The 26,226-nt window shown below is 58.8% G+C and carries 23 protein-coding genes and 1 tRNA gene; 5 read left to right on the plus strand and 19 right to left on the minus strand.

All coding sequences use genetic code 11. The annotated features are described in order from the left end of the window. Positions 1-99 precede the first annotated feature (99 nt). Positions 100-447, minus strand: a complete 348-nt coding sequence (locus bcor_RS03660; protein WP_033490140.1) for a histidine triad nucleotide-binding protein — start codon at positions 445-447, stop codon at positions 100-102. Positions 448-547: 100 nt separating this feature from the next. Next, positions 548-1,327: a 16S rRNA (uracil(1498)-N(3))-methyltransferase gene (locus bcor_RS03665; RefSeq protein WP_033496959.1), complete on the minus strand. Its 780-nt coding sequence runs from the start codon at positions 1,325-1,327 to the stop codon at positions 548-550. 149 nt (positions 1,328-1,476) lie between these two features. Between bcor_RS03665 and bcor_RS03670 the strand changes: the two genes are divergently transcribed. The 4 genes from bcor_RS03670 to bcor_RS03685 all read left to right on the plus strand — a co-directional run bounded on the left by bcor_RS03670 (position 1,477) and on the right by bcor_RS03685 (position 4,760). Next, positions 1,477-1,563, plus strand: a tRNA-Leu gene (locus bcor_RS03670). Between the two features lie 640 nt (positions 1,564-2,203). Then, positions 2,204-3,214, plus strand: coding sequence for a hypothetical protein (locus tag bcor_RS03675; protein ID WP_033496957.1), 1,011 nt, complete (start codon positions 2,204-2,206; stop codon positions 3,212-3,214). Positions 3,215-3,227: 13 nt separating this feature from the next. Further along, a complete protein-coding gene (locus tag bcor_RS03680) occupies positions 3,228-3,830 on the plus strand; it encodes a hypothetical protein (RefSeq protein WP_033496955.1) in 603 nt (200 codons plus the stop codon). A 60-nt stretch (positions 3,831-3,890) separates the two neighbouring features. Then, positions 3,891-4,760, plus strand: coding sequence for a TrmH family RNA methyltransferase (locus tag bcor_RS03685; RefSeq protein WP_033496953.1), 870 nt, complete (start codon positions 3,891-3,893; stop codon positions 4,758-4,760). 132 nt (positions 4,761-4,892) lie between these two features. Here the strand turns inward: bcor_RS03685 and bcor_RS03690 are convergent, their stop codons facing one another. The 12 genes from bcor_RS03690 to aroC all read right to left on the minus strand — a co-directional run bounded on the left by bcor_RS03690 (position 4,893) and on the right by aroC (position 20,380). Next, entirely contained in the window at positions 4,893-6,206 is a 1,314-nt protein-coding gene (locus bcor_RS03690) for a uracil-xanthine permease family protein (protein WP_033496951.1), read from the minus strand. 79 nt (positions 6,207-6,285) lie between these two features. Continuing rightward, entirely contained in the window at positions 6,286-6,933 is a 648-nt protein-coding gene (locus bcor_RS03695) for a metal-sulfur cluster assembly factor (protein ID WP_033496949.1), read from the minus strand. 15 nt (positions 6,934-6,948) lie between these two features. Next, positions 6,949-7,503, minus strand: a complete 555-nt coding sequence (sufU, locus tag bcor_RS03700; protein WP_033496947.1) for a Fe-S cluster assembly sulfur transfer protein SufU — start codon at positions 7,501-7,503, stop codon at positions 6,949-6,951. A 58-nt stretch (positions 7,504-7,561) separates the two neighbouring features. Further along, positions 7,562-8,836 carry a SufS family cysteine desulfurase gene (locus tag bcor_RS03705; protein ID WP_033496945.1) on the minus strand — a complete coding sequence of 425 codons (1,275 nt, stop codon included), beginning with the start codon at positions 8,834-8,836 and terminating at the stop codon, positions 7,562-7,564. Positions 8,837-8,869: 33 nt separating this feature from the next. Beyond that, positions 8,870-9,649, minus strand: a complete 780-nt coding sequence (gene sufC, locus bcor_RS03710; protein WP_033496943.1) for a Fe-S cluster assembly ATPase SufC — start codon at positions 9,647-9,649, stop codon at positions 8,870-8,872. 1 nt (position 9,650) lies between these two features. After that, entirely contained in the window at positions 9,651-10,877 is a 1,227-nt protein-coding gene (gene sufD / locus bcor_RS03715) for a Fe-S cluster assembly protein SufD (protein WP_033496941.1), read from the minus strand. Beyond that, positions 10,877-12,331, minus strand: coding sequence for a Fe-S cluster assembly protein SufB (gene sufB / locus bcor_RS03720; RefSeq protein ID WP_051875797.1), 1,455 nt, complete (start codon positions 12,329-12,331; stop codon positions 10,877-10,879). Before sufB ends, sufD begins: the two co-directional genes overlap by 1 nt. Before the next feature lie 266 nt (positions 12,332-12,597). Further along, a complete protein-coding gene (locus bcor_RS03725; RefSeq protein WP_033490160.1) occupies positions 12,598-14,259 on the minus strand; it encodes a CTP synthase in 1,662 nt (553 codons plus the stop codon). 58 nt (positions 14,260-14,317) lie between these two features. Continuing rightward, positions 14,318-16,930, minus strand: coding sequence for an excinuclease ABC subunit UvrA (locus bcor_RS03730; protein ID WP_033496937.1), 2,613 nt, complete (start codon positions 16,928-16,930; stop codon positions 14,318-14,320). Positions 16,931-17,020: 90 nt separating this feature from the next. After that, entirely contained in the window at positions 17,021-17,473 is a 453-nt protein-coding gene (gene aroQ / locus bcor_RS03735; protein ID WP_033497311.1) for a type II 3-dehydroquinate dehydratase, read from the minus strand. 45 nt (positions 17,474-17,518) lie between these two features. After that, positions 17,519-19,174 carry a bifunctional shikimate kinase/3-dehydroquinate synthase gene (locus tag bcor_RS03740; RefSeq protein ID WP_051875654.1) on the minus strand — a complete coding sequence of 552 codons (1,656 nt, stop codon included), beginning with the start codon at positions 19,172-19,174 and terminating at the stop codon, positions 17,519-17,521. Positions 19,175-19,186: 12 nt separating this feature from the next. After that, positions 19,187-20,380, minus strand: coding sequence for a chorismate synthase (gene aroC, locus bcor_RS03745; RefSeq protein WP_033496935.1), 1,194 nt, complete (start codon positions 20,378-20,380; stop codon positions 19,187-19,189). Between the two features lie 47 nt (positions 20,381-20,427). On the opposite strand from aroC, the gene bcor_RS03750 reads away from it, so the two are divergent. Then, the gene (locus bcor_RS03750; RefSeq protein WP_051875655.1) at positions 20,428-20,898 is read left to right on the plus strand and encodes a prepilin peptidase; all 471 of its coding nucleotides are present in this window, start codon (positions 20,428-20,430) and stop codon (positions 20,896-20,898) included. Positions 20,899-20,914: 16 nt separating this feature from the next. On the opposite strand, the gene bcor_RS03755 is transcribed toward bcor_RS03750, so the two are convergent. The 5 genes from bcor_RS03755 to bcor_RS03775 form a co-directional block, all read right to left on the minus strand. Continuing rightward, entirely contained in the window at positions 20,915-22,102 is a 1,188-nt protein-coding gene (locus bcor_RS03755) for an endolytic transglycosylase MltG (protein WP_033496933.1), read from the minus strand. Continuing rightward, on the minus strand, positions 22,103-22,576 hold the full coding sequence (gene ruvX / locus bcor_RS03760; protein WP_033496931.1) for a Holliday junction resolvase RuvX: 474 nt from the start codon (positions 22,574-22,576) through the stop codon (positions 22,103-22,105). It lies immediately after the preceding gene. 9 nt (positions 22,577-22,585) lie between these two features. Beyond that, positions 22,586-25,264 carry an alanine--tRNA ligase gene (gene alaS / locus bcor_RS03765; RefSeq protein ID WP_033496930.1) on the minus strand — a complete coding sequence of 893 codons (2,679 nt, stop codon included), beginning with the start codon at positions 25,262-25,264 and terminating at the stop codon, positions 22,586-22,588. 201 nt (positions 25,265-25,465) lie between these two features. Next, positions 25,466-25,705 (minus strand): hypothetical protein, encoded by a 240-nt coding sequence (locus bcor_RS03770; RefSeq protein ID WP_033490174.1) that lies wholly within the window; start codon positions 25,703-25,705, stop codon positions 25,466-25,468. Beyond that, a complete protein-coding gene (locus tag bcor_RS03775; RefSeq protein WP_051875656.1) occupies positions 25,705-26,175 on the minus strand; it encodes a DUF948 domain-containing protein in 471 nt (156 codons plus the stop codon). The genes bcor_RS03770 and bcor_RS03775 overlap by 1 nt, the downstream gene beginning before the upstream one ends. Between the last annotated feature and the right edge of the window lie 51 nt (positions 26,176-26,226).

Raw genomic sequence — 26,226 nt, forward strand, 5'->3', positions numbered from 1 at the left:
TCACCAGGCCCCAGGACAAGAACAGGGTCGATTTCCGCCGGTATGTCAAGCGTTCGCGTCGTTACCGCCACGTCATTCTCTCCGTTGACTCGACACCCCTCACTCGGGCAGGACCTCACCTGTCAGGACGTGCGCATGGACATGGAAGACCGACTGTCCTGCATCCTCCCCCGAGTTGAAGATCAAACGATAAGCCCCATTGAACTCCTCGTCGGCGATGGACTGTGCCACCTCGACGATGTGGGCCAAGGTCTGAGGCTCGGCCTTGGCCAGCTCGGCCACATTGGCATAGTGGTTCCTGGGAACGACCAGAACATGGACCTTGGCCTTGGGATGGGCGTCCTGGAAGGCATAGACGCTCTCGTCTTCGTAGACCTTCCGGCTGGGAATATCACCTGCAACAATCCTGCAGAAGATGCAGTCATCGCCACGCGGGGAATCACTCATAGTCGCTCCTTGTCCGAACCCTGCCGAGTCTGAAATGCACTGTTCCCATCATATGGTTCTTGCCAGATATTTCGCCCGGATTGAAGCGTGGTCACCCCGGTCAGCCCTCCCAGCGACCAAGGGCTCCCGCCAGGAGGGACAGGGCGACCGGCCCCGCAGTCGAGGCTCGCATGATATTGGTACCCAAGGCAGTGGCTACGGCACCGGCCTCAGTCATGGCCTGAACCTCCATCGTGCTGATCCCCCCTTCCGGACCGATTACAACACGGACGCTTCCGCCTTCAGCCATGCCGGCGACCTGGGCCTCGACATCCCTCCAGGCCATGGTGGCATCCTGGTGGAGCACCACCGTCAGATCACCTCTGGCAGCCGCCTCGCGGCAGTCCTGGATCAGAGACCGACTGGTCATGGCCTGTAGGAGTTCCGGCGTTATGGCACGTCTGGACTGCTCGGTCGCAGCATCCAGAACCTGACGCCACTTGCGATCGGTACGGCCTTCCTTCCATTTGGCGATGGACCTGTCCGCCTGCCAGGGACGGACCGCATCGACCCCGATCTGGGTCGCCATGTCTATGGCGCTCTCGTCGTGACCCCCTTTTGCCAGGGCCTGGACCAAGACCAGAGACACCCTGGGCCCGCTCTCCCGTCCCACGGCCGTCACTTCGACCAGACCGGTCGAAGCGTCCCTGATGATGGCCTGGAGCCTGAGCCCATGACCGTCGGAAAGTTGCAGCTCATTGCCTTCGGTCAGCCTCATCGATTGGATGGCATGCCGCCTGATGCGCGGGGGGAGCTCGAGTTTCCATCCCGTGTGCAGCTCGTCGCTTGCAAGGGGGGTGTCATCTTGTTGCGGGTCCAACAGGAAGAGTGGTGCAGTCATGCTTTCAGGCTACCGTTGGCGGTCGAAAACCGCTCCGGCGAACGGTGTTTGCCAGGTGCCCGGCACCTGCTGATGCGACACGCAAACCCTGCCCCTATGCGAAACCGGCCGGAAGATGCTATAGTATCCTCTGTTGCGAAAACGCACCTGTCCGGGTGGCGGAATGGTAGACGCGCTAGCTTGAGGTGCTAGTGCCTATTTATACAGGCGTACGGGTTCAACTCCCGTTCCGGACACTCCATATGTAAGGGAAATACCTCTGCAATTGCAGAGGTATTTTGCTATTGAACAACAGGTCTTGGAAGCTGCTGGATGACATTAAAAGTCACGCAGCGTGCTATGATACGGCCGAAGGCTGTGTACTATGATAGTCGACACTCCCCGGCCTAATTGTTGGCCCATAATGGTATGCACGAGCCGCAACAATGCCACCCTTCAGACTAAACCCAAATCGCCGGAAAAGGCCGTCTGCCCAATTAAGTTGTCCCTAGGGCACATCGCGACAGTTCCTGCCACTAATACAGCACCAACCGATGTGCTCCGAAAACGACGTGGCGCCCACTAGACGGCGGACTATCACACAATGGAAACGCAGAGACTTCATCAACTCATCGCATAACGAGACAACAAACCCGTGTACCTACTCAGGACCATCCGGCGGGCATACACTAGAGAGGTGTGCTGGTTTCTTACGTCCGCGACTGTAATCATGTACCCAGTTGTGTCGGCCACTTTTAACGAAGCGTAGGGGCAAGCACTGGACTTAGAAAAAGCATCAACTAATGGGCTAACCCATTCAGAACCTTAGATACACTGATTTTTCCAGCCTAAAGGTAACCTTATCATATAGGCAATCTACGATAAGGAAATCGGGTTATGGCAAATGTTGCTTTTCGTCTATTTAAGATAGAGGTGCATAAGAATAATGCTCGTACGGCATTGGGGGACGGCAATCCTCTTGGGAAAGATTCATTCCAGACAACTGTTTTAAATGCGGCAGCCGCCCTGAAGGGGGAAGTTCTCCATGAACCTCCTAGGGTGTATTTAGATTCACGTATTTTCCAACCAGAGCAACCAGCCAAATCAGGCGATCCATGTTTTTTGATCCGTGACATACGTCCCGTTTTCAGCGATGTTACCGAAATTGAAATTTTCAAAGGCAAGTATGGCGATCTTGATTACTTGATTCGCAATGACGGCGGCCTCTCAGACATACATGACGATGCCGCGACCCGAAAATTCCTGGTGAGAATATCGTTTCCGAAAGACCGGAACTGCTGTTATATTGCTTCGCAGATGAGGGCCGCCTCACAGGCGGGAACTGATCTCTTTGACCATATCTCATACTACCTCCATAAAAAGGCTGTCAGACAAAGAGATCATGGCATAGAGCAGGTTGCCGATTGGTTCCGCTTTATTTCCGTTGCATTAGTTGATGAAAATAGATTTGATTCAGCACTCGGAAAGGCCGAGGTGGAATCGTTCAAGTTGGTCAAAAAAGGCGTGTCATCCAATGGGACAAAAACACAAGAAAAATTCACGGTAGAGTACTCCAAACCTTCGCATATTCACAAAACTGAGGGACTTGGAATCCTTAAAAAGCTCACCAAATTTGCCACAAAATCCGCTGAATATCCTCCTGCAGTCGGAGCTATCGCTGCATTATTCCCCTCTTGGGCGAGTCAGAACATTCAAAACTGGGATGATGGGTCGATTACTTTTATCGAAAATCAGAAGCGAACGACAATTTCTGCTCTTGCAATAGCTCAGTTGTTTGTATATCCTTTGGGCGACAAAGCATCAATTCAAGATTTATGGGCTGAAGCCAATTCTCGTCTGACCGAAATCGGCCATGCGGATGGGATTATAATTCCAACTATTGTTTGAGAGGGGGAGCAAAATGAAGGAGCTCTCACCTATCTATATATATAGGGCGCAGTGGAGAGCTACTTTGCGGTTTGTCCAACATGACCTAGAGAAAGGTATGAAGCACAATCAGTTTAGTGTCTTCATGATACTTGGAGTCCCAATTATCACAACAATCGCGAGCCTTGTCTTATGCTGTGTCATTGTTCTTAGGGCCGAATCGAAGGGGCAACAGGTTGATCCGCTTCCCATAGAGGATCCTTTGTTGGCTTCGCTTGCTATTCTTTCGGGTGCTCTGATAACTGCATTCACTCTTCTAGCCAGTTGGAGGAATTCTGTAAGCGCCAAAACCCAAGGTTCGACGGACTATGCTGCCGAACGATGGTTGCTTGACACATCATCGGCACATTTGCTTGCCGGAGCTTATAGCTCAATTATTGCTTCAGTTATGGTGATGCTTTTCAAAGCTCTGAACTTGCTAAACATGTCGTGGATCACCGTGGTTGGAACAAGCCTCGAAATAGGAATCAGCTCCCATGTGGTTATGAGCCTTCTCATAGCTTTACCATCTCTCTATGCGGCTTATGTGCAGCTTAACGATGTTGACCCGATTCTGAACGGACATAACGATATATAAAACGATATAAGCAACAGGCATCATCTCTGATCCGGGCTTCGTCACGAAGGAGGAAGAAGCATGCGCACCGTTCGTATCAGGTCGGTCGACGACGACTGCCTTGAGGCATATACACACCTCACGGAAATGCAGCTGAGGAACAGGCTTGAACCAAGCAAGGGACTGTTCATCGCCGAGTCACCGAAGGTGATTGCCCGCGCCTTGGATGCAGGAGTGGAACCCATCTCCTTCCTGGTGGAGGAACCCTGGTTGGATGGGATGTCCAGCATGTTCAACCAGGTCGATACCGCTTTCGGACCGGATGTCCCCGTCTATGTGGCGAGTCCCGAGCAGTTGAAGTCCATCACAGGATATCGCCTCCACAGGGGTGCCCTGGCTGCCATGCGTCGGTGGCCCCTCCCCTCTGTGGACCAGCTGTGCAGGACCGCAACCAGGGTGGCCGTCATGGAGAACATCGTCGACCATACCAACGTCGGCGCGCTGATGCGGTCTGCGGCAGCCTTGGATGTGGACGCCGTCCTGGTGTCCCCGTCTTGCTCGGATCCGTTGTACAGGCGGGCAGCCCGGGTTTCCATGGGCACGGTCTTTCAGGTGCCCTGGACCCGAATCGGCGGGGATGACAAGAGCTACTGGCCGGTCCAGGGACTGGAGGACCTGCACCGTCTGGGCTTCACGACTGCCGCCATGGCCCTGAGTGACGACTCGATCAACCTCGACGACCTGACCGCACGCCTCTCCCCCCGTTCATCCCCTTCGGATCCCGGACACATCGACAAACTCGCCCTGGTCTTCGGCACAGAGGGTGACGGGCTGTCCAGACAGACCATAGCCCATGCCGACCTGACGGTGCGGATACCCATGAGCCACCATGTGGACAGTCTGAACGTCGCCGCCTCGAGCGCAGTGGCCTTCTACGCGACGCGCCCCTGATCTGATCCAGCCAGCACCCGACACACTCAGGAACCGAACCACATCAGCGAGACTACCGGCGGCACACCGACTATAAGGAAAGGCACCCATGCTGTTACGCAGCATGGGTGCCTTCTGCATAGGAGTCCCGGATCAGGCCTCGGATGGACTCGTCTGGTCTTCGTGGATGTAGTCGTCGCCGTCAACGGTGCCACGCCAGCGACCGATGGCCTTGAGGCCGTGGTACATGACCAGGGTGGCCACCGAGCCGATTGCAATGCCGTTGAAGCTGATTCCCGCAACCGCAAAGGTGAAGTCCGCGATGCCCACAATCATGACGATGGCACCAACGGTCATGTTGACCGACTTGCCGAAATCAACCTTGTTTTCCACCCAGATGCGGATGCCAAGCATGCCGATCATGCCGTACAGCATGGTTGTGACCCCGCCCAGAACACCGGCCGGAATGGTGTTGATGACAGCACCGAACTTGGGGCAGAGGCTGAGGAGGAAGGCGAAGAAGGCTGCACACCAGTAGGCGGCCGTAGAGTAGACCTTGGTGGCGGCCATGACACCGATATTCTCGGCATAGGTGGTGGTGCCCGACCCGCCGCCAAGTCCGGCGAAGAAGGTACCCAGACCGTCGGAAATCAGGGCCGTACCTATTTGATCGTCATAGTCGCGCCCGGTCATCAGGGAGACCGACTTGACGTGGCCGATGTTCTCAGCGACCAGAACCAGAACGACCGGAATGAACATGGCCAGGACACTCATGTCGGCTTGGGGAGTATGGAACTTGGGAAGACCTATCCACGCCGCCTTCTCGACAGCCGTGAAGTCCACTTCACCCTGGGTTATGGCGAAGGCATACCCCACCAGGACGCCAAGAAGGATATTGAGTCGACCTATGAGCCCCTTGAAGAGCACTGAAATAAGCATGACCGCGACCAGGGTGACCAAGGCGGTCACAGGCGCAGAGCTGAAGTTATTCCAGGCGGAGGGGGCCAGATTGAACCCAATGATCGACACGATGGCACCAGTGACCATGGGTGGCATGACCATATCGATCCACCTGGAGCCTGCGTAGTGCACGATGACGCCAATCAGAAGCAGAAGAGCACCTGTGACCATGATGCCGAAAGAAGCAACGGCCAGACCCTTATGAGCTGAGGTGACTGCCGCAATCGGTGCAATGAAGCCGAAGGAACTTCCCAGATATGAGGGAAGCTTGTTCTTGTTGATCAGCAGGAAGAGGGCCGTGGAAAAGGCCGTGAAGAAGAGTGTGGTCGACGGATCGAATCCGGTCAGAATCGGCACCAGGAAGGTCGATCCGAACATGGCTACGACATGCTGTGCGCCTATACCCGCTGTGCGCGGCCAGGTCAGTCGTTCATCCGGTTCCACGACTTCGCCGGGTGCCAGTGTCTTTCCGTCGCCGTGTAGTTTCCAGCCCATGGAAAATGACATATCGCGTGCTTTCTCTCATACGCCGTGCCGGTCACGGCGGACCGGAATCATCATTGTATTCGCTGGGTCGGACCTGGGCTCAGTCGTAAGTGGGCATGTTCTCAAAGTTGAAGCCGATGGCGGCCAGTTGCTCACGCCCGTCAGGGGTGATCATGTCCAGACTCCACCGCGGTGTCCAGGTCCAATCGATCCGGAATTCCTCGACCAGCCCCGCCAGGACGCTGGCGCACTGGTCCTCTATCAGGTCGGTCAGAGGGCAGGCCGGGGTAGTCAAGGTCATCGTGATGATGGCGCGGCCCAGCTCGTCGATTTCGATTCCGTAGACCAGCCCAAGGTCCACCACATCGATACCCAATTCAGGGTCGATGACCTGGTGGAGGGCCTCACGCACATCCTGGGCTGTCGCCCGACCGATATCGTCAACGGCTTTCAGTGGAATGGCCGAGGTCTCTCCCCCCGGTTCCTCCCCAACCTGGTCGTCAGGGTCGGCACCCTCCTCGCCATGTGAACTCTCAGCCTTGTCCTTGGGCTGGTCCGCCTCCTTCTGGGATCCCACCGTGGAACGAACAGGTGCAGGATCGGACCTGGTTCCCATTCCCATGATGGACTCCGCCTGGGTGGGATTCTGTGCCAGGGCCCTGGCCTTTCCTTCATCGTCGATGGCACGGTTGACCGAAGCCAGGATGGAATCCTGTGGCTCTGGTACCAGATTATCGGAAGAACTCATCACGCCTGCTCCTTATTACTTGTCCATATCCGTCAGAGCCCTGGCCACGGAGGCCTTCATGCCCTCCCAACCCAGAAGAGCGCACTTGATGCGCATGGGATATTTGGATACACCCTGGAAAACCACCGCGTCGCCAAGCTCCTCCTCGGCATCTTCTTCCTGGACACCCTCCCCGCGAGATTCCATAAGGGTGTGGAACTCCTGGGCGAGCCGCATGGCTTCGTCCACGGTTTTCCCCTCCACCAGATCCACCATGACCGAAAGGCTGGCCTGGGAGATGGAGCACCCGTCTCCTTGCCAGACGATTCGCCTGATGGACTTTGGCTGACCGTCCGTGCCATCGGATACCTCGACATGGATGGTGGCGTGGTCGCCACAGGTGGGGTTGAACTGATGGGACTCGGCAGGCACGCAGTACTCATGCTCGACCTTCATGGTCACATCAGCATCAGGGTCGGATGAGACTGACTGGTCTTCCGGCACACGTCCATGGGGATCCCTGGCCGCCTCCAGGATGACCTCCTGATACATCTGCTCCAGTTCCCGATCGCTCATGCCAAAATCTGCCATGCTTTCAACCTACCTGCATTGCTGGTTTTTCACCTGTCACTGTGCCCCTGGTGAACGTTCAGTCCGCCTTGAAGAAGCTCCTGACCCCGGAGACGGCTTCAAGCAGGGCATCCGTATCGGCCATCGTATTGTAGACCCCGGTCGAAGCCCTGTTCGAAGCGTACACCCCGAAGTGCCTATGAACCGGTTGGGCACAGTGGTGTCCAACCCTGATGGCGATGCCTCTGGAGTCGATGAACTGCCCCACATCGTGAGGATGGACACCCTTCACGTCGAAGGAAACCGTACCGATCCGGTTCTCAGGCGAAGTCGGGCCAAGGATCCTGACTCCGTCCAACTGCCCCAATCTGAGCAGCCCCTTGGTGATGGCGGCCTCGTGGGAGGCAATCCGATCCATGCCGATAGCACGCAGCCAGTCGGCGGCCACACCCGCACCAATCACTTGTGCAACCGGCTGGGTACCTGCCTCGAACCGGGCGGGAGGATTCATATACCGGGCAGGCCTGTCCGTATACGCCAGCTCAACCATGGACCCGCCGAACGAGGCAGGGGGCAGAGCCTCAAGCAGCTCGCGACGGCCATACAGGAAGCCGACTCCGGTCGGGCCGTACATCTTGTGGGAGCTCCATACCGCGAAATCAACACCCAGGCCATGCAGGTCGACCGGCAGGTGGGGCACCGACTGGCAGATGTCCAGAATCACCAAGGCACCAACCTGATGGGCTCTCCTGACAATTGGAGCGATATCGGTTACGGCGCCGGTCACATTGCTGACATGGGTCACAGCCACCACCTTGGTACGCTCGGTGATGACCTCATCGGCCGTGTCCGCCATGATTCTGCCCTGATCGTCCAAATCAAAGGTCTTCAAGACGGCTGACGTGCGGTATGCAAGCTCCTGAAAAGGAAGGAGAACGGAGTGGTGCTCGGCCTTGCTGGTCACAATCTCATCGCCCGGTTGCAAGGCAAATCTCTGAGCGGCCTTCCCGCCCCTCCCCTGAGTTGCATTGCCAAAGGCCGTGGCAAGGAGATTGAGAGCAGCCGTGGCCCCGGCGGTGATGACAATCTCCTCACCGCCATCCTGCGATTCCGCCCCTACCAGTTTCGCCACCTTGGCCCGGGATTCCTCGAAGGCCAAGGTGCTGCGGGCGGCCAACTCATAAGCCCCTCGGTGCACACCCGCATTGTCATGCAGGTAGAAATCCCGCTCCGCATCTACAACACACAGCGGTTTTTGGGCGGTCGCTGCCGAATCCAGATAGACCAGAGGGTGCCCGTGTACTTCCTGATCCAGGATCGGGAACTGACTCCGAATCTGTGCTTCATCAACCATTCCGCACCTCCATCCCTTGACCGCCGCTCAATGTCAGGCCAGTGCCGATTCCGAACCGGAGCCTTCAGGAAGGTACTGGTCGTACCCGGTCTCCTCCAGGGTGTCGGCAAGTTCGGGGCCGCCGGTCTTGACGAAGTGCCCCTGGGCGAAGACGTGGACGATATCGGGCTTGATGTACTTGAGGATACGGGTGTAATGGGTCACCATCAGGATGCCCAAACCTGTGTTCTCCTTGGCCCTGTTGACCCCCTCCGAAACAATGCGCAGGGCGTCCACGTCAAGACCGGAGTCGGTCTCATCCAGAACGGCGAACTTGGGCTTGAGAAGCTCCAGCTGGAGTACCTCGGCCCTCTTCTTCTCGCCTCCGGAGAAGCCCTCGTTGACCGAGCGTTGGGCGAATTTGGGATCCATCTTCAACTTCTTCATGGCGGCGTTCAGGTCCTTGGCCCATGTCCGTACGGCCGGCGCCTTTCCGTCAACCTCCGTCTTGGCGGTCCGGAGGAAGTTGGTCATGGAGACTCCGGGCACCTCAACCGGGTACTGCATGGCCAGGAACAGCCCTGCCTTGGCCCGTTCATCCGGGGTCATCTTCAGGATGTCCTCCCCGTCCAGGAGGGCCTGACCGGAATCCACCTCATACTTGGGATGCCCGGCCAGGGTGTAGGCGAGGGTGGACTTGCCCGAACCATTGGGCCCCATGATGGCGTGGGTCTCACCCGAGCGAACCGTCAGTGTGGCACCCTTGAGGATCTGTTTGCGACCCTCCTTGGTCTCGACCGAGGCGTACAGATCCTTGATTTCCAGTGTTGACATGTCAGTTCTCCTCCAAAACGTGCTGCATCTCTTCGTCTTCGCCCTTGGCCAGTCTGCGGTCGATCACACCCATCAGGTGGTCGGAGACACTGGGAACGCCAATCTCCTCCACCAGTTCACCGAAGAACCCGCGCACAACCAGTTTGCGGGCCTCCTTTTCGGGTACGCCTCTCGACTGGAGATAGAACAGCTCCTCGTCATCGAAGCGGCCAACCGAGCTGGCATGGCCGGCGCCGATGATGTTCCCGTTCTCGATTTCCAGGTTGGGTTCGGAGTCCGCAATGGCCCCGGGGGTCAGTACCAGGTTCCGGTTGAGCTCATACGAGTCGGTACCGGGGGCCGTGGGCTTGATGAGGGCATTGCCCACCCAGGTGGAGTGGGCCCTAGCCCCGTCGAGGGCTCCCTTGTATACCACTCGGGACTTGCACTCGGGGTGGTTGTGGACCACCATGGTCCGGTGCTCGATGTGCTGGCCGGGATCGACGAAGTAGATGCCCAGCATGTTCAGGTCGCTCTGTTCCCCGCCGAAGTCCTGGTCCATACGCAGACGGACGAAGTCACCACCCAGGGTGACCACGGAGTGCCGCAGTGTGGCCCCGGATCCGACATGGATGCGGTGGTTGCCCACGTGCTTCGATCCGGCCGCCCACTCCTGAATGAAGGTGGTGGAGACATGGGAGTCTTTTCCTGTGACAATCTCCGTGCCTTCGGCCAGCCTGGCCTGGCCTGTGTGTTCCACCACCAGGTCGGCACTGGCTTCGTCGTCGGCCCGGATGACCAGATGGAAGGCGTCAAGGTCCATTCCTCCGCCCTGGATCTGCACCAGAACAGGTTGGTCCAGACGTCCACGGAGGCTGACCACCGTGGCCTCGCTTCCGCTGGCCCATTCCACGGCCGCCGCACGGTCGCTGGGCTTGAGTACGGAACCACAGGGGTCCTGGCCCATGGGAACGTTGGATACGCTCACCTGGTCTGGGTCAACAGGGGTTCCGTCCATCATGGTGACCGTCACCGCCGTCAGGCCACTGGGCTTGAATACCTGGAAGAACTCCCCTATGCGGTCGATCGGTGTGAATCGCCAGTCATCCTGCTTGGCGGTGGGGACCACGAAATCATCCGGGTCGAAGGAGCGCGGCTCCTTGTCGGCGCTGGATGGCATGGTCGCCGGAATGGCATAGGGGTCCCTTGGATCCGCCCTGGGAATCGTGATTTCGCTTGTCTGTGACATCAGCCTACCGAACCCTCCATCTGCAATTCGACCAAGCGGTTGAGCTCAAGTGCATATTCCATGGGCAGCTCGCGGGAAATCGGTTCAACGAAACCTCGAACAATCATGCCCATTGCCTCCTTTTCCTCCAGACCGCGACTCATCAGGTAGAAGAGCTGGTCCTCTGAGACCTTGGATACGGTTGCCTCATGAGCCATGGAGACGTCATCTTCACGGACATCAACGTGAGGGTAGGTATCGGAGCGCGAGTAGTCGTCGACCAGCAAGGCATCGCAGACCACCGACGAGGATGACTTCTCTGCGCCCTTGACGATTTTGACCAGGCCGCGATAGGCCGCCCTTCCGCCGTTACGCGAAATGGACTTCGAGACGATGGTCGACGAGGTATGGGGCGCCAGATGAATCATCTTGGCACCGGTGTCCTGGTATTGCCCCTTGCCCGCGAAGCCCAGGGATAGGGTCTCGGCCTTGGCGTAAGGCTCGGCCAGGATGCAGGCTGGGTACTTCATGGTGGCCTTGGAGCCGATGTTTCCGTCCACCCATTCCATGGTGCCGCCCTCACGGACATAGGCACGTTGTGTCACCAGGTTGTAGACGTTGTTGGACCAGTTCTGGACCGTCGTGTACCGCACCCGGGCATGAGGCTCGACGATGATCTCGACGATGGCCGCATGAAGGGAATCGGTCGAGTATATGGGAGCCGTGCAACCTTCGACGTAATGGACGTATGACCCTTCGTCGGCAATGATCAGAGTCCGCTCGAACTGACCCATGTTCGGGGTGTTGATACGGAAGTAGGCCTGGAGGGGGATGTCCACGTGGACCCCCTTCGGCACATACACGAAGGAACCGCCGGACCAGGCCGCCGTGTTCAGGGCGGCGAACTTGTTGTCATCCGGGGGAATGACCGTGCCGAAGTACTTCTTAAAGAGATCGGGATGCTTCTGAAGGGCGGTGTCCGTATCCAGGAAAATGACACCCTGCTTTTCCAGGTCGTCACGGATGGAGTTGTAGATCACCTCGGACTCGTACTGGGCCGCGACCCCCGAGACCAGGCGGTTCTTCTCGGCTTCAGGGATGCCAAGTCGATCATACGTGTTGCGAATATCGTCAGGAAGCTCCTCCCAGGACTTGGCCTGTTCCTTGAGGGGCTTGACGTAGTACTTGAAGTCATCTGCATTGAATCCCGACAGGTCCACGCCCCAGTCCGGCATGGGCTTCTCCATGAAGGACCTGTAGCCCTTCAGCCTCATCTCGAGCATCCATTCAGGCTCGCCCTTGTCGGCCGAGATGGCACGGACGACGTTTTCGTCGATTCCCTTGTGGGCGGCTTCTCCGGCCTTGTCCGAATCGTGCCAGCCATAGTTGTACTCGCCGAACTGCGAGATGATTTCGTCGTCCTCTTTGATTTTATCTTCATTGACACGGGTGCGATCCGCCACGTACTGGCTCATCTCCACATCCCGTGATGTGTCCGTCTGCTGCGAGGTATTATCCACGAGCTCAGACCTCCTCACACATGTATTGTCGCTTGCCGACGACCGCCTACGTTTTCAAGGATAAACAACCTGAACTTGACCCGCCAGATTGAGGTTACGCTCTATAGGGAATTAAGTCACATTTATGACCCGAAGATACCCAAAAGGCCCGAATAGCGATTTCGCCCGTCCTCGAATCGGAGAACGGGCGGAATCGTCGTATGGTCTGTGCCGTACAGGAATCAGTCAGCTGCCTGCTGGTGCTCGATGCTGGCCTTTACCAGACCAGCAAAGAGCGGGTGGGGCTTGGTCGGGCGGGACTTGAACTCCGGGTGGGCCTGGGTGCCCACATAGAAGGGGTGCCGGTCCTTGGGAAGCTCCACGAACTCCGTCAGCTGGCCGTCAGGGCTGGTGCCTGAGATGTGCAGGCCGGCCTTGTCCAGATCCTGCTTGTAGGCCACGCTGACCTCATAGCGGTGGCGGTGGCGCTCCGATACCTCGGTTTTCCCGTAGAGCTCAGCAACCAGTGAATCCTGGCGAAGAATGGCAGGGTAAGCACCCAGACGCATGGTATGTCCCATGTCACCGTGTCCGGCAACGATGTCCTTCTGCTCCTCCATCGTGGCGATGACCGGATGCTCGCAGTTCGGTTCGAATTCGGAGGAGTTGGCATCCTCCAGACCCAGGACGTGGCGGGCATACTCAATGACCATGGACTGCAGGCCCAGGCAGATTCCCAGAGCGGGCAGCTTGGTTTCACGGGCATAGCGGAGAGCGCCGAGTTTGCCTTCGATGCCTCGTACGCCGAATCCACCGGGAATGACGATTCCATCCACTCCCTGCAAAGCCTCGCGAGCGCCATCCATGGTCTCGCAGGAGTCGGCGGTAACCAGTTTGACGTCGACCTTGGCCCAGTTGGCGAACCCACCGGCCTTTATGGCCTCGATCACCGAAAGATAGGCATCGGGCAGGTCGATGTACTTGCCGACAATCGCCACGGTGACCCGGTTGCGGGGATTATGGACACGTTCCAGGAGGTCCTCCCACTCGTTCCAATCCACGTCATGGAAGGGAAGCTCAAGTTTGCGGACAACATAGGCATCCAGACCCTCCGAGTACAGGATCTTCGGCACGTCATAGATGCTGGGGGCGTCCACGCAGTTGACCACACCTTCGGCATCGACATCGCACATAAGCGAAATCTTGTCCTTAATGGACTGGCTCAGAGGACGGTCCGACCGGAGGACCAGGGCATCGGGGGCGATGCCCAACTGGCGCAGGGCCATGACCGAATGCTGGGTGGGCTTGGTCTTCAGCTCATGGGCGGCAGCGATGTAAGGAACCAGCGAAACATGAACGAACATGCAGTTGTCCGCCCCGATGTCGCGCCTGACCTCACGGGCCGCCTCCATGAACGGCTGTGATTCGATGTCACCTACCGTGCCGCCGATCTCGGTGATGATCACATCTACATCATCACCGGCCTGGGCACGCATGCGGCTCTTGATCTCGTTGGTGACGTGAGGGATGACCTGGACGCACTGCCCCAGGTACTCGCCGGCACGCTCCTTGCGGAGGACGGACTGGTATATCTGCCCGGTGGTCACATTGGCCTTCTGGGAGAGGAAGACGTCCAGGAATCGCTCGTAGTGGCCGATGTCCAAATCGGTCTCGGCCCCATCTTCGGTCACGTAGACCTCACCATGTTGGAAGGGGTTCATGGTACCGGGATCAACGTTGATATAGGGATCCAGCTTCTGCTGAAGGACCCGGATTCCGCGGCTTCTCAACAGCCTGCCCAGGGAGGACGCAGTCAATCCCTTACCCAGCGAAGAAACGACGCCACCGGTGACGAAAATGTGCTTTGTGATATGCCCTTGCGAATTTCCATGTTCTCTGACCATGGAACTTCAGCCTATCAGGTATGGCAGACGACGACGCGGCGATGCGCCCCTCCCCCGGTCAGCTCCCCTGGATATGCCTGGCAAGGTACTTCCCGGTGAGGGAAACCGGACTTGCGCAGACTGTTTCAGGTCTCCCTGTGGCGACAATCATGCCACCTTCTTCTCCTCCACCGGGACCCATGTCAATCACATAATCGGCATTGGCGATCATATCCAGGTCATGCTCGATGAACACCACCGTGGCTCCCCTGTCGACCAGGCGCTCCAGGACCCCGATCAGGGTACGGACGTCCAGGGGATGGAGGCCGGTCGTGGGCTCATCCAGAACAAAGAGGGAGGTGTTCTGCCTCCGCCCGAGTTCATTGGAGAGCTTGAGCCGCTGGGCCTCGCCACCGGATAATGAGGGCGTATCCTCTCCCAGGGTCAGATAGCCCAGACCAAGATCGTTCAGGGTGCGCAGGGATCGGTGGATGCTTGGGTACTCACCGGCATCAGCTCCCTTGGAACCGGCCGCAGCAAAGACCTCCATGGCCTCCCCGACCTCCATGGAGAGGAGGTCTGTCAGACTCATGGGGTCGGGATGGGCCTTGGTGGACATCCTTATCCGTTCGATTTCAGGCTTGAACCGGCTTCCCCGGCAGGTTGGGCAGGTGATGGGAATATCCGGAAGGAACTGCACATCAAGGCTGATCTGCCCCGTCCCTTCGCATTGCGGGCACCTGAGCGATCCTGTGTTGTAGGAGAAGTCCGAGAGCCTGTACCCCGCCTCATGGGCGGCGGCGGTTTTCGAGAAGAGACGTCGCAGATGATCCATAATGCCCGAATAGGTTGCCACGGTGGACCTGACGTTGATTCCGATGGGTGAGGAATCGACCAGTCTGACCCGATCTATGCCGGAGGACGATATGGACTTGACCGACTCCGGCAGGGACCGTCCTTCCTGTATGGCTTGGAGAGCAGGTACCAGGCATTCCAAGACCATGGTCGTTTTCCCTGAGCCGGACACCCCTGTCACGGCCGTCATGCGACCCCGGGGTATGGCCACATCCAGCGGCCGGACCGTATGGATGGGGCCGGTGCTCATCCGGATCCAGTCGCAGGAGGCGGCACGGGACGAATCACTGTGGGTTCGTTTTCCCCCGGTACTCACCGACCCTTGTTCCCCGTTTTCATCGGCCGACAGGGGCGTCGGTGAAGCCGGAATGTCCCGGAGCTCTCTGACCAGAACCTCTTCACGCCCGTTTAAGAAGCCACCTATGCGGGACTCGGGGGCGTCCTCCACCTGCTCGGGAGTGCCTTGCGCTATCACCCTGCCACCCTTGCTACCGGCACCAGGTCCCATCTCGATGAAGTAGTCGGCCGCTCCGAGGACCGATACGTCATGATCCACGAAAACCACCGAGTTTCCACTGGCCAGGAGATCACGCATGACCCCAATGAGACCTTCGATATTGGCCGGGTGAAGACCTGTCGAGGGTTCATCAAGAACATAGAGGACACCGGTTGTCTCGTTGCGGACAGCGCGGGAGAGCTGGGTACGTTGCCGTTCCCCCGTCGACAGGGAGACGGTGGACCTGTCCAGGGTCAGGTACCCCAGGCCCAGTTGCAGCAGGCGGCGACCCATATTTTGCAGTGTATCCGCCAAGGACCGCGCCATCGATTGCATTGACTCAGGCAAGGTGGCGGGAAGGTTCTCGGACCAGTGGAGCACCCTCCTCAACGGCCAGGAGGTGACCGCGGCCAGGTTGTCCTGCCCTATCCGAGGTTGTCGAGCAACCTCGTTGAGGCGACTTCCACCACAGTCCGGGCAGGTCCTTTCGGTCAGGAACTTCGCCACCTTGGACAGGCGTTTGTCATCGGTGGCACGTTTGAGTTCCTCGGTCACCGTCAATCTTGCGTTACGGAAGGTGAAGTCCAGCTCATGGACCCCTTTGACGGAGGTGATGGTGATGTGCTTCTTTTCGGAAGGCCCGTTGAAGACGATCTCCTTCTCGTCAGCCGTCAGGTCCTTCCAGGGCACATCAGTACGCACCCCGAATTCTCGCACGATATCAGGCTGGACGTTGAAACCGAATGTCCTCCAGGGAACCACCGCACCCTGATCGATGGTCAGATCCTGGTCAGGAACCAGCGTGGCGTCATCCACTTCCCGAACCGTCCCCGTTCCCTGGCAGGTCGGGCAGGCGCCCAGTGAGTTAAACGCCAGTTCCTCGGCGCTGGGGGCTTGGACGCGCTCCCCGCAGACCGAGCAGATGATGGGCATTTCAGCCGCCACTCGCATGGTGGGTTCCTGATAATGCCCGTTGGGGCAGACGTGCGAGGCCAGTCGGGAGAACATGAGCCGGAGAACATTGAGGAGTTCGGTGGAAGTTCCGAAGGTTGAACGCATCCCACCAGCCCCGGGGCGCTGTCTGAGCGCCAATGCCGGAGGTAGGAAACGAACGGAGTCGACCTCGGGCCGCTGGGCCTGGGTCATCCTTCTTCGGGTATAGGTTGACAGGGATTCCAAATATCGCCTTGAGCCTTCTGCATAGAGGACTCCAAGTGCCAGTGATGACTTGCCTGAACCCGATACCCCGGCGATACCGACCAGGCGATTCAGGGGTATATCAAGATTGAGACCACGAAGGTTGTGGACCCGGGCACCCCTGACCTGAATGGTCTTCGGCACCCTTGCCGGTTGCTCACCTGTTGGCGCGGGCGGCCCGTCCGCCGCTCCTCCGGCCCTCCCGCCGGACCTTGGCAACCGCGGCACTGGACTTCACGACCTCTCGATGAGGTGGGCCACCGATTCAAGGGCCAAACGGTACCCATAGAATCCCAAGCCTGTAATGGTGCCGGTGGCCACCGGTGATATGACACTATGCCGACGGAAGGCTTCGCGGGAAGCGGGATTGGAGATGTGCACCTCCATCAGAGGCAGCCCGGCTTCGGTCACCTGGGCGGCCGCATCGGCCAGGCCATAGCTGTAATGGGTGAAGGCCGCCGGGTTCATGACCACCGGGGTTCGCTCATCGACCGCTTGGTGCATCCAGGAGATGACCTGGCCCTCGTCGTCGGACTGACGCACTTCCACGTCCAGGCCCAGCTCACTCCCCCAGGTCGTGCAGTCTCTGCGGAGCGCTTTCAGGTCCAGATGTCCATAGACATCAGGTTCCCTGACACCCAACCTGCCCAGGTTCGGACCATTGACCACAACGACCCTGGTACCCATATCCGACTCCATTTCTTGCCTTGCTTCCTTTTACCGGCCCTGCACTCAGGTCTTGCTTCGGATTCGTCCGAAGGCTTCCCGGACTGCATCCAGGGGAGGATCGTCCAGGTGGGTCGGTTTGCCGATTCCGTCGAGGATGATGAATCTGAGCTTGTTCCCTCTGGCCTTCTTGTCCTTGTGCATCAGGGCAAGAACCTGGTCGAAATCACCCCCGTCCCAGGTGGTGCGCAGCCCCAGGGAGGAGAGAAGACTGCGGTGGTAGTCAACCATATCCCTGTCGAGATGTCCTGTCAGTGACGCCAACTCGGCAGCAAACACCATTCCCACCGATACCGCCTGCCCATGCCGCCAGGAGAAGTGCTCTATTTTCTCGATGGCATGCCCAAGGGTGTGTCCGTAGTTCAGAAACTCACGCACTCCGACATCACGCAAATCGACGGAAACATGGTGTGCCTTGACCTGAACGGTGCGCTCAATCAGATCCTCGACCACGCCCTCCAGCCACTGCTCGGGTTCGTTTCCGTCGAAGGAACGCAGGGACTCGGCCTTCTCTTCAAGGATTCCAAGAATCTCGGAATCCATGATGAATCCGGACTTGGCCACCTCTCCCAGCCCCTCCACGAAAATGTCGTTGGGCAGGGTTCTCAGGGTCCTCAAATCAGCAAGGACCCCCACCGGTGTATAGAAGCTCCCGACCAGGTTCTTGCCCTGGTTCAGGTTGATTCCGGTCTTGCCGCCTGTCGAGGCATCCACCATGGCAAGCAATGAGGTCGGGCAGTTGACATAACGGATACCGCGCATCCAGGAGGCTGCGATGAAGCCCGCCAAATCGGTGGCCGCACCACCTCCGAGCCCCACGATGGCATCCGAGCGGGTGAATCCCTCGTCAGCAAGACGCTCCCAAATTCCCTGGGCCACGGCAACGGTCTTCCCTGCTTCGGCATCTGGAATGACCATGTCAACGACCTGGTAACCAGCCTGCCTCAAGAGGGCCCGTGCCCTGTCGGAGTGCCTCTGGACCGGTGTGGTATGGATGAGAGCCACCCGCATGACCTCTTCACCCAGAAGGACCTGGAGGCGGCTGGTCACCCCCGCGCCGATGCGTACATCATACGGATCGAGGTTGCTGACATGAACCACCCGCTCTGAGAGGGCATCGGCAAGCCGCTGGGCTATGACATCCGGTGTGGTTCCCCTGGGTTTCAGAGAAATGTTCGAAGCGCTCTGGTAAACCGGACGACGCTCCCTGTACAGCTCCATCCACTTCTCATGGGTCTGCCCCCGCAGCAGGGGCCGGTTCTTAACACGCAGGGACCGCGACTTCGCTTCTTCCGGGTCCACATCAAGATAGACCACCTTGCCACCATGATTACGGTACTCCCGCAGGGCTTCGTAAACGGAAGCCGTCATCGGGGCTCCACCCCCGAGGGAGAGGACACCCCCGTCGAAGTCCCTTAAGAGGTCGCCAACAATCCGACTCTCTCTTTGACGGAAGGAGGCCTCCCCCTCGGCTTCGAAGATCTCGTTGATCGACCGGCCCGCATCCTGCTCGACAATGCGGTCCGAGTCCTTGAAGGGTACCCCCATCAGGGAGGCCGCCTCCTTACCGATGCGGGTCTTCCCGGCTCCCGGCATCCCGATGATGACCGCCTTGGGAATATGGGGTTCCTGCCCATGCCCGACGAGAGAGTGCCTGATCATGCCTGTTCCGCCTTACCTGAGACCCTCATCCCATGAGTTCTGATACGCCTCGGCATTCCGAGAGACCTCCTCCAGGCTGTCCCCGCCGAACTTCTCCAGCACGAAAGCAGCCAGTGTGAGGTTCATCATGGCCTCGCCGACGACCGCAGCGGCAGGTACCGCAGTGACATCGGAGCGCTGGTGAATGGCGGTGGCCGGTTCACCGGTCAGAACGTCTACGGTCCTCAGGGCCTTGGGCACCGAGGAGATGGGCTTCATGGCCGCACGGACACGGATGGGTTGCCCATTCGACATGCCGCCCTCAAGGCCTCCCGCCCGGTTGGAGAGTCGTTGGATGGTTCCGTCCTCACCGGGAACCATCTCATCGTGGGCTTGGGATCCAGGGCGGTCGGCTTCATCGAACCCGTCACCGATTTCAACTCCCTTGATGGCCTGGATACCCATGAAGGCCGATGCCAGTGCCGCATCGAGACGCCTATCAGACTCTACGTAGGTCCCCAGGCCGGCCGGCACACCGTAGGCAATGACCTCGAAGACACCACCTGCCGTATCGCCATCCTTCTTGATTTGGTCGATCCTGTCCATCATCCGACGCTCGGCATCCTTATCCAGGGTGCGCACCGGCGATTCGTCCAGTGCAGCACCATCGTCGGGGCCAGGCAGGACGGAACGGTCTTCCGTACCCACCCCACCGATGGACAGGACGTGTGAGACCGTTCTGATTCCCAAGGCCTGTTCAAGGAAGCGGGCAGCAATGGCACCAAGAGCCACGCGTGAGGCCGTCTCCCTGGCTGAGGAGCGCTCAAGGATCGGGCGTGCGTCGGTGAAGCCGTACTTTCTCATACCAGTCAGGTCAGCATGGCCAGGCCTGGGCCGACTCAGAGGAGCGTTTCGCCCCTCAGCAGGCAGTTCCACCCCTTCAGGAAGCCGGTCAACGCTCATGATCTGCTCCCACTTGGGCCACTCCGTGTTGCCGATCTCAAGAGCAATGGGGGATCCGAGTGTGGATCCGTGGCGTACTCCGGTCAGGAGACGAACCCTGTCCTGTTCGAATCCCATACGGGCGCCGCGCCCGTAGCCCAGGCGCCTACGCGCCAGAGCCCCGACAATGTCATCGGTATCGACGCTGACCCCGGACGGTAAGCCCTCCATCATGGCCACCAGGGCTTCTCCATGGGATTCCCCCGCCGTCTGCCAGCGCAACATATGAACTCCTTTTGCCGGTTTTCTCATGTATATGCTTATCTTAGGAGATGGCCTACCTCATGACCCTTCCCGGTTTCATTTTTACCCTCTACCTTGCCTGGACCGACATCAGGACCCGCCTTGTGCCGCGTTCAATCGTCCTGCTCGGGTTCCTGGTACAGGGACTCACCCTCGTGGTCTACAGTCTGGCCGGACACGGTATCGCACCGTTGGTCACCGCTGTTGTCCTGTGTCTGGGATCAACGGGAATCCAGTTCTTTTTGGCCCTGGTACGACCGGGTGCCCTGGGGTTGGGGGACGTCACCGCCACATCCCTGATGGCCTTCACCATCGGTCTCCTGGGCTGGACCACCACCCTGGTCTGGTGGTTGCTCATGGGGGTGCTTGGCCTGGGTTCCCTGGCAGTCGGACGAATAGGCAAAGACCGGGGCAAACGTGCTGACACCCTTGCCTTCGTTCCCGTCATACTTGTTGCGGCAGCGGTTGCCACTGCCGCAACGGCACTGCTGGGTGGTTGATCACCAGTCAGCACACTTACTGATTGTGCTCCGACTCCCACTGCTTGTATAGCTTGACATCGGCGTTGAACTGGTCCTCGTTGTTGCTGAACCTGGTCTCACCGGTATCGAGGTTGACGGTAACGAAGTAGAGCCAGTCCCCATTGTCTGGGGTCAAGGCCGCCCTGATCGCGTTGTCACCTGCTGACCCGATTGGCCCGGGTGGCAGACCTCCATGCACCCTGGTGTTGTACGTATCATCAGGGTCCTGCAGCATCTGATTGGTCAATTCCAGGGCCGATACCTTGTTGGAGTAAGCGACTGTACTATCCATCCCCAAGGGCATGTTCCTGGAAAGGCGGTTGTCTATGACCCGGGCCACCTTCCCGTAATACTGGGGCTTGTTGACCTCCGCCTCGGTTATTGAAGCCTTGACGAGTATGTCCTGACGCTCGGAGCCTTTCGGAACCCCGAGGTTATCGAGCTTCTGGATGCGCTTCCCCACCAATGTCGACAGGATCTTCTGGGCCGACCCCAGCGATTTGACGTCATATTCGCCCGGTTCCAGCCACCCTTCGAAGTTCCCCTGGGCCTCGACGGGGAGGATACCCTGCCCCTTGTTGCCCACGATTGCATCGAAGTCCTCCTCCGGCAACCCAGACAGCTGCTGCGCACGCGCCATGACATCCTCGGCACGGTCGCCGGAGCGGACCTGCAACATGCCACGCGCCTTGCTTCGATCGGTCAGAACAGCCATCACATCGGATGCCTTCATCTTGGTCTTGAGATCGAAGGTGCCCGGGAAGAGCTTGCCTTCCGCCTGTTCATTGGTGACTGCCTGAACGAAGGCTTCCGAGGAACGGACGATATCAGCATGGAGAAGGTTCATACCAATCTGCTCGGCGCCCTGACCGCTCTCCACGGTGAATTGGATGGGTTTTTCCCCTGGACCGGGGTAATCCAGAGCGATTTCCTTGGTCGCTGTCATCCGGGAGGATGCACCTTTCAGTGACCTGGTGACAAAAAGGGCACAGATGGTTACGACGACCAGGGCCAAGACGATGACGACAGCAGTCACACGACGGCGTCGTAGCCTCCTCTGTCGACGCCTACGCATCTCGCGCCTGGACCTGGGCGGACGCGGGGGTTGGACCGGAATCGGGTCCTGCCCCGGCTCCACCCACTGAACCTTGTCTTCAAAAAAGTCCTGTATATCTTCAGCCAATTACAGCTCCTTGCTGACTTTGTACTCATCCAGGGCCGACTGCAGCAACACAACAGCGGATTGCTGATCCACCCGAGGTCGGTGCCCACGCCCACCGACCTGTGCATCGTAAAGCTGCTGATGGGCGCTGACCGTGGTCAATCGTTCATCTCGCAACACCACTCCGACCGCCGACTCCCCCTCCAGACCGTCATTCTCCTCGTCTGCCAGTATACGGGTGAGGTTCCTGACCCATCGTTTCGCATTTTTGGCGCTCCTCCCCTCGGTACCGTTGAGGAGAAGGGGGTAACCAACGATGACCTGATCGACATGATGCTCCCGGATCAGATCGACCACAGGCCAGAGGCCCCGGAAGTAGTCGCCCTGAACCTCGATATTGCCCGCCGGATATGCCAGGGTCAGCTCCGGGTCGCATAAAGCCAAGCCGATCCTGGCCTCTCCCAGGTCTATTCCCATCCATATGGGTGTGCTCATACAGGACGGTCAGCCTTTCAGGACCTGGTCGGTAAGGGCCGACAGGGCCTGGTCGATCTTGTCGGCATCCTGTCCGCCGCCCTGGGCGAAGTCGGGCTTGCCACCGCCACCGCCTCCAAGGATCTTGGACGCGCCTCGCACCAGGTCTCCTGCCTTGATGCCATCTTTACGGGCCTTCTCGTTGGTGGCCACATAGATCACAGGCTTCTGATCCTCGGTGACACCTGCAAGGGCCACAACAGTCGGATCATCCTCACCGAGACGTGCGCGGATATCGGTCACTGTCTTGCGCAGGGCATCCGCGGATCCGAAGTGGCCCACGTTCTTTGCAGCAACCTTGATCGGAGCGGGAGACTGCTGAGCCTGTGCCACCAGGTCGGGCACGGACTGGGCCAGCTGACTCTCATAGGCCGCGGCCAGACGTCTGTCGGATTCCTTGAGCTTGGCAAGGAGGGTGGCCACGCGGGCCTCCAACTCGTCGGGGCGAGCATTGAGCGTATCGGAGAGCTGCGAAACCAGGGCATGCTCCCTGGCGTTGTATTGGTATGCGCCCTGGCCCACCACGGCATCGACTCGTCGTACACCGGTACCGACCGAGGCCTCGGACATAATGGAGACGGCACCAATCTTGCCGACATGATCGACGTGGGTACCGCCGCAAAGTTCGCGGCTCCAACCGTCCTCGCCGATGGAAACCACACGGACGATGTCGCCGTATTTTTCGCCGAAGAGATGCATGGCACCCAAAGCGATGGCGTCATCGAATTTCATCTCCTCGGTGGTCACGGCCAGATTGTCGCGCAGGCGATCGTTGACCCTGGCCTCAACCGCGTCCATGGCACTCCTGCTGGGGGCCTGGGACCACTGGAAATCGAAACGCAACCTGTTGGGCGCATCCTCGGAACCGCGCTGGGTGGCCTGAGGGCCGAGCTCCTCGCGCAACGCCTTGTGCACCATGTGGGTCGCAGTATGCGAACGTGCGATGGCCCCGCGCCTGACCCGGTCGATGGTGGCCGTAACCTGGGCCTCAAGGGTCAGGGTTCCCTCGGTCAGGCGGCACTGATGCACGGTCAGACCCTTGATGGGGTTCTGGACGTCGTCAACCTCCAGAACGGCTCCGTCGTCAGAGAGTATCTCGCCCTGGTCGGCAAGCTGACCGCCTGCCTCGGCATAGAACGGCGACCTGTCCAGAAGGACCTCGACAGTGGCCGGGGCCGTGACCGCCGGAACGGCACCCTTCCCTTCCTGGATGATGCCGATTACCCTTGAACGGCTCGAAAAGTCCGTATACCCAAGGAACTTTTGCGGCTCGGCCAGGTTCTTACGCAGATCGTCGTATACGCTCAGATCCACATTATGGCGCTTCTTGAGAGCATCCGCCCTTGCCCTGGACTTCTGCTCGTTCATGAGCTCGCGGAACTTGGCCTCATCGACCTTGACCCCCTGCTCCTCGGCCATTTCCAGAGTGAGCTCAATCGGGAACCCATAGGTGTCATGAAGGGTGAAAGCGTCATCGCCAGAGACCTCTTCTGAGGATGACTTTCTGGCCTTTTCCACAGCGGCATCAAGAATCGTGGTTCCCTTGTCAAGGGTCCGACGGAAGGCGCTCTCCTCGCCATAGGCCGATTCTGAGACCTCCGCAAAGGTATCGTTGAGCTCTGGGTAACTGGGGGCCATGGCATCCTTGGAAACCGGGAAGAGCTGAGGCAGAACCTCATCCCTGACGCCCAGCATGCGCATTGACCGAATCGAACGGCGCAGGAGCCGGCGGAGCACATATCCCCGGCCCACGTTGCTGGGACGCACCCCGTCGCTCATGATCATCAGAGCCGAGCGGACATGGTCGGCAACGACGCGGAAACGGACGTCGTCGTCCTCGTTCTCGCCGTACTTGCGACCTGAGATCCTCTCCGCAGCCTCAATGACCGGGTATACCTCATCGGTCTCGTAGATGTTCTCCTTGCCTTGGAGGAGGTATGCCAAGCGTTCCAGACCCGCACCGGTGTCGATGTTCTTGTGTTCGAGTTCGCCCACGATGTGCAGGTCGGTCTTGGACTTGACGTTGTCGACCTCATAGTTCTCGAAGACCAGGTCCCATATCTCGATATACCGGTTCTCGTCGGCGGATGGGCCACCTTCGACTCCGTACTTCGGCCCCCTATCGACATAGATCTCCGAGCAGGGTCCACCGGGCCCAGGGCCACCGGTGGTCCAGAAGTTGTCCTCCATGCCGAGGATTTCCATGTGCTCCGGATCGAAACCTTCGTTCCTCCATATGGAGCGGGCCTCGTCATCATCCGTGTATGTGGTCACCCAAAGGGTCTCCGGATCGAAACCGTACCCGCCCTGGTCCTGGGGACGGGTCAGGAGATCCCAGGCATAGTGGATGGCCTCCTCCTTGAAGTAATCGCCGAACGAGAAGTTCCCGACCATCTGGAAGAAGGTGCCGTGCCTGGTGGTCTTGCCCACCTCTTCGATGTCCAAGGTGCGCACACACTTCTGGTTGCTTGCCATCCGGCTCTTCGGAGGGGTCTGTTCACCCAGGAGGTAGGGAATGAAGGGAACCATGCCTGCAATGGTGAAGAGGGTGGTCGGGTTGGGCGAAATCAGCGAGGCGGATGGGACAACCATATGTCCCTGCTGCTGAAAGTAATCGAGGAAGCGCTTGGCGATTTCCGAAGTGCGCATGCTGCTTGTACTCCTTCAGGCCATGCCGCCCGGCATGGCCTCTACCTTTGCAAGGCAGATATCAGTTCCGCACCCGGCCATCCGTAGGCGGAACACTTGTTTCGGGACGCACGACCTGACTTGTCATGCGTCACCCTTGATAGCTGAATAACGCCGATTCTACAACGTCCAATCCTCCATGGACAGGTGAAAAACGACAGATCAGCCTTGGAACCGATCCATGTACGTCTTGTTCAATTCGCTCTGGCGCTGACTGAGGGCCGAGCGGAATTCCGAGAGGAGACCAGCCAGGGTCCGCTGGGGCACCTGCTCCTGATCAGCACCGAAAACGAATTCACGCGCCTGCTTGGGAGTGTTGGCACGGACATAGGCCTCAGCCTTGGAGACCAAGACAACACCGGCCGCGACACCCAGTCCGGCCCAAAAGATCCGTTTGAACATTACTTGCCTCCCTGGCTTGTACCGGTCGGGAAAGGTGCCCCACCATGACGTGAGACTTCTTTTGCTTCTGTAGAGGCTTCAGGGGCTCGCGAACCAGCAGGCTGATCGGACTTGCGACCGCCCGAGAAGAAGGAGGAAGCCGTTTTCCTGATGGCATAGAAGAAGGCGGCCGTCTTGATGACGGGCTTGCCCAGCATGGAACCGTACAGATCCGTCAGCGCTCCGACATTGTTGGCTGTAGTCGAAGCAGCGGAGGAAATCCTGTTCACGTCCGCCAGGGTCTGGTTGAGCTGGGTGACGGTGTTGGCTGACTCATCGAGAGTTGGAATGGCATGGTCGCCCGCCTGCTTCACCGTGTCGGCCAACTGATCGAAGAGCTTGCCCAGACGAATCAACGGATAGATCAGAAATCCCGCCACCACTGCGAAGGCGATGGCTGCTATGAGACCGGCAATCTGTCCTATGTCCATCTCCTACCTCTCTTCTGTCAAGGATGTATATCGGTCAACGGTACCACGTGC

The organism is Bifidobacterium coryneforme, from assembly GCF_000737865.1.
Classification (GTDB): domain Bacteria; phylum Actinomycetota; class Actinomycetes; order Actinomycetales; family Bifidobacteriaceae; genus Bombiscardovia; species Bombiscardovia coryneformis.

Bases quoted from the DNA above. Each gene is read 5' to 3' on its own strand.
- bcor_RS03695 (WP_033496949.1), bottom strand. From the start codon at position 6,933: ATGAGTTCTTCCGATAATCTGGTACCAGAGCCACAGGATTCCATCCTG.
- bcor_RS03685 (WP_033496953.1), top strand. From the start codon at position 3,891: ATGCGCACCGTTCGTATCAGGTCGGTCGACGACGACTGCCTTGAGGCA.
- aroQ (WP_033497311.1), bottom strand. From the start codon at position 17,473: ATGGGTACCAGGGTCGTTGTGGTCAATGGTCCGAACCTGGGCAGGTTG.
- bcor_RS03660 (WP_033490140.1), bottom strand. From the start codon at position 447: ATGAGTGATTCCCCGCGTGGCGATGACTGCATCTTCTGCAGGATTGTT.
- sufC (WP_033496943.1), bottom strand. From the start codon at position 9,649: ATGTCAACACTGGAAATCAAGGATCTGTACGCCTCGGTCGAGACCAAG.
- bcor_RS03775 (WP_051875656.1), bottom strand. From the start codon at position 26,175: ATGGACATAGGACAGATTGCCGGTCTCATAGCAGCCATCGCCTTCGCA.
- bcor_RS03740 (WP_051875654.1), bottom strand. From the start codon at position 19,174: ATGATCAGGCACTCTCTCGTCGGGCATGGGCAGGAACCCCATATTCCC.
- bcor_RS03675 (WP_033496957.1), top strand. From the start codon at position 2,204: ATGGCAAATGTTGCTTTTCGTCTATTTAAGATAGAGGTGCATAAGAAT.
- bcor_RS03705 (WP_033496945.1), bottom strand. From the start codon at position 8,836: ATGGTTGATGAAGCACAGATTCGGAGTCAGTTCCCGATCCTGGATCAG.
- bcor_RS03750 (WP_051875655.1), top strand. From the start codon at position 20,428: ATGGCCTACCTCATGACCCTTCCCGGTTTCATTTTTACCCTCTACCTT.
- bcor_RS03725 (WP_033490160.1), bottom strand. From the start codon at position 14,259: ATGGTCAGAGAACATGGAAATTCGCAAGGGCATATCACAAAGCACATT.
- bcor_RS03770 (WP_033490174.1), bottom strand. From the start codon at position 25,705: ATGTTCAAACGGATCTTTTGGGCCGGACTGGGTGTCGCGGCCGGTGTT.
- sufU (WP_033496947.1), bottom strand. From the start codon at position 7,503: ATGGCAGATTTTGGCATGAGCGATCGGGAACTGGAGCAGATGTATCAG.
- alaS (WP_033496930.1), bottom strand. From the start codon at position 25,264: ATGCGCACTTCGGAAATCGCCAAGCGCTTCCTCGATTACTTTCAGCAG.
- sufD (WP_033496941.1), bottom strand. From the start codon at position 10,877: ATGTCACAGACAAGCGAAATCACGATTCCCAGGGCGGATCCAAGGGAC.
- aroC (WP_033496935.1), bottom strand. From the start codon at position 20,380: ATGTTGCGCTGGCAGACGGCGGGGGAATCCCATGGAGAAGCCCTGGTG.
- bcor_RS03665 (WP_033496959.1), bottom strand. From the start codon at position 1,327: ATGACTGCACCACTCTTCCTGTTGGACCCGCAACAAGATGACACCCCC.
- ruvX (WP_033496931.1), bottom strand. From the start codon at position 22,576: ATGAGCACACCCATATGGATGGGAATAGACCTGGGAGAGGCCAGGATC.
- bcor_RS03690 (WP_033496951.1), bottom strand. From the start codon at position 6,206: ATGTCATTTTCCATGGGCTGGAAACTACACGGCGACGGAAAGACACTG.
- sufB (WP_051875797.1), bottom strand. From the start codon at position 12,331: ATGAGCCAGTACGTGGCGGATCGCACCCGTGTCAATGAAGATAAAATC.
- bcor_RS03680 (WP_033496955.1), top strand. From the start codon at position 3,228: ATGAAGGAGCTCTCACCTATCTATATATATAGGGCGCAGTGGAGAGCT.